Genomic DNA, 6,599 nt, shown 5'->3' with positions numbered 1-6,599 from the left:
TGACGGCGGCCCACGGATTCAAGCCTGCGTTCGGGCACACCGAGCCTAGGCGAGGTGCCGAGTGGTGGGGCAAGAGCCCTTTTGGTTACTTTTGGGGCTCTTTTCCAAAAGTGACCCGCCGTAAGGGCGGAACCCATAGCAGCCGTTACCGCTGGAATGGATATGTACTCAACTCAACCAAAAAAAATGGTCGGCCCAGAGGCCGCCATCGGGGGCAAGCCCCCTCCCACATTGGATCTCCTTTGTACATTGGATCTCCTTTGTATTGGCGACAACATGTGTATTGGAGACCCCACAAAATGTCAGATCCAGCCAAGCCAATTCCAGTACGTCGCCGCAAACACCAACATCAACAGGTAACCAATCAACGTCACCAAAACCCCCACCTTGGCAAACTGCCGCGCCGTAAACGTCCCGGTCCCCAGGCACACCATGTTCTGCGGCGCATTGATCGGCAGAATAAACCCGTAGCTCACCACAAACCCCAGCAGCATGGTCATCCCCAGGCGGTTGAATTCCCCCGGCAAGGTCTGCAACACCGCAATCAAGATCGGCAACAACGCCGAGGTCAACGCCGTCGCACTGGCAAACCCCAAGTGGATCAAGATCAAAAACGCCCCGAGGATCGCAAACACGCCCAGCGGCCCGACCTTGTCCAGCCCGGTGTGTGCCACCACCTGCGAGCCCAGCCATTGCCCGGCCTGGGTAGTCAGCAACGCCGTACCGAGGCTGATACCGACGCCGAACACAATCACCGTGCCCCACGGAATCCGCGATTGCACATCCTTCCAGGTCATCACGCCGATCCCCGGCAACAGCAGGAACACCAGCCCGGCATAAGTGGTCGAGGTGGTGTCGAAATTGTGCAGGCGCCCTTCGGTAGCCCATGCCAACAGCAACAGCACCGACACCGCCAGCAAGCGTTTTTGCGGGCCGGTCATTGGGCCGATGTCCACCAGCGACTGGGCCACGGCTTCTTTGCCACCGGGGATGCTGTCGCTTTCCGGCGGCAGCAGTTTGATCACCAGAAACAGCAGCACCGCCGACATGATCAGCGCCCACGGCGCGCCGGCGATCAGCCAGTCGATCCACGACACGCGCTGGCCGAGCATCTTGTCCATAAACCCGACGGTCAGCAGGTTCTGCGCGGCGGCGGTCTGGATGCCGACGTTCCAGATGCTGGTGCCCTGGGCCACCACGATCATCAGGCCGGCGGCGATGTTCGAGCGTTTATCGACGCCAAACGCCGCCACCACGCCCATCATGATCGGCACCACACAAGCACTGCGCGCCGTGGCGCTGGGCACCACCAGGCTCAGGAGGATGGTCACCGCGATCGCGCCCAGCAAAATGCCACGGGTGCTGGTGCCGACCCGGGTCAAGGTGACCAGGGCGATGCGCCGGTCCAGGCCGGTGTGGGTCATCGCGGCGGCAATAAACAATGCACCCGCCACCAGGGCCAGCGCCGGGTTGGAGAAGCCAGTCAGGGCCATGCTGATGGCCGGGCTGGAGCCGATCAGGTGCGTAGGGTCTTGCAGCGACGGCGCGGTGCCGAGCAAGAACGCCATGAGCGAGGTGATCATGATCGCGCTGGCTTCATAAGACACCGCCTCGCTGATCCACACCACCACGGCAAACGCGAGGATTGCCAGCATGCGATGGCCGGCCACCGGCAAGTCCGCGGGTAGCGGCAACAGCAGCACCCCGACCATGACCAGCACGGCGACAACCAGGCCCAAGGGCAACTTGAAGGATGCAGCGGTTGTTGCGGGGGCGCTCATGGGGTTCTCCGTCGGCCGTCAAATCAGGCTGGGAGCATGGCGCAAAATGCCGCAGGCGGTGTTGACAAGTATCAAACCTCTAGGCCAATAACTGGCTCAACACCGCCCGCAACTTCCCGGGCTTGACCGGTTTGTTCAACAGCGGTGCGTCCAGCCGCCGCAGGATGCGCCGGCACTGGTCGGTGCGGTCGGCGCTGATGATCACGGCGGGAATCGACTGGGCGAAATGCTCGCGCAGGTACTTGACCACCTCACTGCCCACCACGCCGTGGTCCAGGTGGTAGTCCGCCAGGATCAACTCCGGCGCCCTGCCCTGCAACGCCAGCAACGCGCCGGCCTGGTCGGTGGCCGTGACCACCTCGCAGCCCCACTGCCCGAGCAGCGCGCTCATGCTTTCGAGGATGCTGACCTCGTTATCCAGCACCAGCAAACGCCGCCCCGGCAGCGGGTTGCCGGTGGTCGGTTGCACCGGCAGCAGGCTGATGGCCAACGGCATTTCTTCGCTGATGGGCACTTCGATGCTGAACATCGACCCGCGTCCCGGCCACGAGCGCACCGCCACCGGGTAACCGAGGATCTCGGCGATACGTTCGACAATCGCCAGCCCCAGGCCCACGCCCTTGCGGTCCGAGGCGCGGCCGACGTCCAGTTGGTTGAATTCGAGAAAGATCGCATCGAGCCGGTCGGCCGGGATGCCGCGCCCGGTGTCCCACACTTCCAGGCGCAGGCGATCGCCCCGGCGGCGGGCGCCGAGCAGGATGCAGCCCTCGTCGGTGTAGCGGCAGGCGTTGCTGAGGAAGTTGCGCAGAATCCGCGTCACCAGGCGCAGGTCGGTCCGGATCGCGTAATGGCCGGTGTGTGAGCGTAAATTCAGTCCGGCGGCCAGGGCGACGGACTGGAATTCGGAGACCAGCGGCGCAAACAGCTCGTCCAGGCGATACAGCGCCACGTCCGGCTTGACCGCCGCCTGGTCCAACCGCGAGATATCGAGCAAGTCGGTGAGCAAATCCTCGGCCCCTTCCAGGGCCTGGTGCGTGCGCTCCACCAGCACCTGTTCGACGCTGGGCAATGGCCGTTCGCGCAAGGTGGCGATCAGCAGCCGTGCGGCGTTGAGCGGCTGCAACAGGTCATGGCTGGCGGCGGCGAGGTACTTGTCCTTGCTGCGGTTGGCGGCCTCGGCGGCGTCGCGGGCGTCGCGCAGTTCCTGTTCGACCTGTTCACGCTGGGCGATCTGCTGTTGCAGGTTGCGGTTGGCTTCGAGCAATTCATCGGTACGCGCCGCCACCCGCAACTCCAGCTCGTCGTTAAGGCGAATGTAGCGGTTGCGCTCGGCCTCCAGCTCATGGAGGCGCGCCGTGAGTTCCGGGTAGTGGCTCTTGCGCGCCGACTGGTCGCCCAACCCCAGCAGCCCAGCGAGGGCGCGCTGCTGGTCGTCAGAGTGCTTCGCCATAGACGACCTCGACATCACGCTGGCTCGATTCGCGGGGGTTGGTGAGGATGCACGGGTCGTGCATGGCGTGCTGGGACAGGAACGGAATGTCCGCGACCCGCACGCCGTGCAGGCCGAGGGTTTCGTGGAAGCCGATCGCATGCTTGAGCGCGATCAGATGCTCCACGAGCCGCCCACGGATCTGCAGATGGGTCAGGCCGCGGCAGTCGATGCCGAACGTCTCGGCAATCACCTTGAAGCGCTCCGGCGCCGAGTTGTAGTTGAACGCCACCACATGCTCCACCAGCACCGCGTTGCACAGGCCGTGAGGCAGGTCGAGGAAGCCGCCGAGGCTGTGGGACATGGCATGCACTGCGCCGAGGATCGCATTGGAGAACGCCAGCCCGGCCTGCATGCTGCCGAGCATGATTTTCTCGCGCAGGGCGATGTCCGTCGGGTTGGCGATCATCTGCACCAGGTTGCCGTTGATCAGGCGCATGGCTTCCAGCGCGTGGGGGTCGGTCAGCGGGCCGTGGCCGGTGGAAACGAACGCCTCGATCGCATGCACCAGCGCATCGATGCCGGTACAGGCGGACAGGAACGGGTCCATGCTGGCTGTGGTTTCCGGGTCGATCAGCGACACATCCGGCACCACCGCCTTGCTGACGATGGAGAACTTCATGCGCTCCTGCTGGTTGGAAATGATCACGAACTGCGAGACATCCGCCGAGGTGCCGGCGGTGGTAGGGATCAGGATCAACGGGGGGCTGGGCACACGAATGGTGTCCACGCCTTCGAATTCGAGGATATTGCGCCCATGGGCGACCACAATGCCGATGGCCTTGCCGCAATCCATCGGGCTACCGCCGCCAATGGCCACGATCACGTCGCAATGGTTGTCGCGGTACACCTCGGCGCCGAGCATGACTTCTTCGACACGAGGGTTGGGCGAGACGCCGCTGTACAGGCAGTAATCGATACCGATGGCCTGCAGGCTGGCTTCCACATCGGCGACCCAGCCGGCCGCGATCACACCGGGGTCGCTGACCACCAGCACTTTGCGCGCACCAAAGGTCTTGGCGTAATTACCGACGTTGTGCCGGCAACCGGCACCAAAGATGATTTCAGGCGAGACAAATTTACGTAAGAGGCTGAGATTTGGGCTCATTGGAAAGCCTGTTTTTATTATTTTTGAGAGATGCGCTCCACACTAACCCATCCGCGCGCGAATGCAATCAGACCAAAGAGTCATTCCCCAAACGACCCCGGCCAGCGCAAGGCTGGCCGGGGGTGAATCAGCGGCTGGCGAAGTACATGGTCACTTCAAAGCCGATACGCAGGTCGGTAAACGCGGGTTTAGTCCACATGGGGCGGTCCTCTTGTTGTGCCGGAAGATTCCGGTAGGGTCATTAATGCATGGGGGGATGGGGGTGCGAATGCTACTTTCGAACGAGCCTGGAGCATGCCTTGGTAGCGGATGTACGCCGATCAAAACTGTGGGAGGGGGCTTGCCCCCGATGGCAGTGTGTCAGCCAATACATGCATGACTGATCCACCGCTATCGGGGGCAAGCCCCCTCCCACAGTTGGTTGCATTTCAAGTCGGGGTTAGAAGAGGCCCAGGGGGTTGGTCTGCAGGTAGTGATCCAACAGGCAAAGCCCTCTTGTTGTGCCGGAACGGGTGTACGCCGATCAAAACTGTGGGAGGGGCGGTGCGACGATTCGACTTGCCCCCGATAGTGGTGGGTCAGTGACATAAATCTTGACTGACCCACTGCAATCGGGGGCAAGCCCCCTCCCACAGGGGACCGCGTTGCGATAAGGGCGTTAGAAGAAGCCCAACGGGTTGATGTCGTAGCTCACCAGCAGGTTCTTGGTCTGTTGGTAGTGATCGAGCATCATCTTGTGGTTCTCACGCCCCACACCCGATTTCTTGTAGCCGCCAAACGCAGCGTGCGCTGGGTACAGGTGGTAGCAGTTGGTCCATACGCGACCAGCCTTGATCGCCCGGCCCATGCGGTACGCACGGTTGATGTCGCGGGTCCACAGCCCGGCACCCAGGCCGAATTCGCTGTCGTTGGCAATGGCCAGGGCTTCGGCTTCGTCCTTGAAGGTGGTGATACCCACCACCGGGCCGAAGATTTCTTCCTGGAACACGCGCATCTTGTTATGACCCTTGAGCAGGGTCGGCTGGATGTAGTAACCGCTAGACAGGTCACCCTCCAAACGCTCGGCCGCGCCGCCAGTGAGCAGCTCGGCGCCCTCTTCCTGGGCGATTTTGAGGTAGGACAGGATCTTGTCGTATTGCTGCTCGGACGCCTGGGCGCCGACCATGGTTTCGGTATCCAGCGGGTCGCCACGCTTGATCTTGGCGATCTTTTTCATCACCACTTTCATGAAGTCGTCGTAGATCGACTCCTGCACCAGCGCACGCGATGGGCAGGTACACACTTCGCCCTGGTTGAAGAACGCCAGTACCAGGCCTTCGGCGGCTTTTTCGATGAACTGTGGCTCGGCACTCATGATGTCTTCGAAGAAGATGTTCGGCGACTTGCCGCCCAGTTCAACGGTCGACGGAATGATGTTCTCGGCCGCGCAATGCATGATATGCGCGCCGATTGGCGTGGAGCCGGTAAAGGCGATCTTGGCGATGCGCTTGCTGGTGGCCAGCGCCTCACCGGCTTCACGGCCAAAGCCCTGCACGATGTTCAGCACGCCCGGTGGCAGCAGGTCATTGATCAGTTCGGCAAATACCATGATCGACAGCGGCGTCTGCTCGGCCGGCTTGAGCACGATGCAGTTACCGGCGGCCAGGGCCGGGGCAAGTTTCCAGGCGGCCATCAGCAACGGGAAGTTCCACGGAATGATCTGCCCGACCACGCCCAATGGCTCATGGAAGTGGTAAGCGGCGGTGTGTTCGTTGATTTCGGCGGCGCCGCCTTCCTGGGCACGGATGCAACCGGCGAAGTAACGGAAGTGGTCGGCGGCCAACGGCACGTCGGCGTTGAGGGTTTCGCGCACGGCTTTGCCGTTGTCCCAGCTTTCGGTGACGGCCAGGACTTCGAGGTTCTGCTCGATACGGTCGGCGATTTTCAGCAGCACCAGGGCGCGATCCTGGACCGAAGTCTTGCCCCAGGCGTCGGCGGCGGCGTGGGCCGCGTCGAGGGCCTTGTCGATGTCGGCCGCGTTGGAACGCGGGAATTCGGCGATGACTTCACCGGTCACCGGCGAAGTGTTGGTGAAGTATTCACCGCTGACTGGCGCGACGAATTCGCCGCCGATGAAGTTACCGTAGCGCGGCTTGAAGCTGACGATGGCGCCTGGGGTGCCAGGTTGTGCGTAGATCATGTTGAAGCCTCTGTCTGGGTCCGGGCCTGTCGGTCAACAGGC

Annotated in this window: 5 protein-coding genes; all 5 read right to left on the bottom strand. The window is 62.6% G+C overall.

The window, feature by feature from the left end; translation table 11 throughout:
* Nucleotides 1–302 precede the first annotated feature (302 nt).
* Nucleotides 303–1,781 (bottom strand): DASS family sodium-coupled anion symporter, encoded by a 1,479-nt coding sequence (locus ACP7CJ_RS28060; RefSeq protein WP_426103052.1) that lies wholly within the window; start codon nucleotides 1,779–1,781, stop codon nucleotides 303–305.
* Between the two features lie 79 nt (nucleotides 1,782–1,860).
* On the bottom strand, nucleotides 1,861–3,231 hold the full coding sequence (locus ACP7CJ_RS28055) for an ATP-binding response regulator (RefSeq protein WP_276193692.1): 1,371 nt from the start codon (nucleotides 3,229–3,231) through the stop codon (nucleotides 1,861–1,863).
* The gene (ercA, locus tag ACP7CJ_RS28050) at nucleotides 3,215–4,378 is read right to left on the bottom strand and encodes an alcohol dehydrogenase-like regulatory protein ErcA (RefSeq protein WP_247406205.1); all 1,164 of its coding nucleotides are present in this window, start codon (nucleotides 4,376–4,378) and stop codon (nucleotides 3,215–3,217) included. The genes ACP7CJ_RS28055 and ercA overlap by 17 nt, the downstream gene beginning before the upstream one ends.
* Nucleotides 4,379–4,505: 127 nt before the next feature.
* Nucleotides 4,506–4,577, bottom strand: coding sequence for a pyrroloquinoline quinone precursor peptide PqqA (pqqA, locus tag ACP7CJ_RS28045; RefSeq protein ID WP_010209364.1), 72 nt, complete (start codon nucleotides 4,575–4,577; stop codon nucleotides 4,506–4,508).
* Between the two features lie 459 nt (nucleotides 4,578–5,036).
* Nucleotides 5,037–6,557, bottom strand: coding sequence for an acetaldehyde dehydrogenase ExaC (exaC, locus tag ACP7CJ_RS28040; protein ID WP_276193693.1), 1,521 nt, complete (start codon nucleotides 6,555–6,557; stop codon nucleotides 5,037–5,039).
* Nucleotides 6,558–6,599 lie beyond the last annotated feature (42 nt).

Source organism: Pseudomonas sp. PSPC3-2 (assembly GCF_049897085.1).
In the GTDB taxonomy this organism is placed as follows: Bacteria; Pseudomonadota; Gammaproteobacteria; order Pseudomonadales; family Pseudomonadaceae; genus Aquipseudomonas; species Aquipseudomonas paraveronii.
The sequence above is the reverse complement of the archived record's forward strand: the minus strand, read 5'-3'. Positions and strand labels throughout refer to the sequence as shown.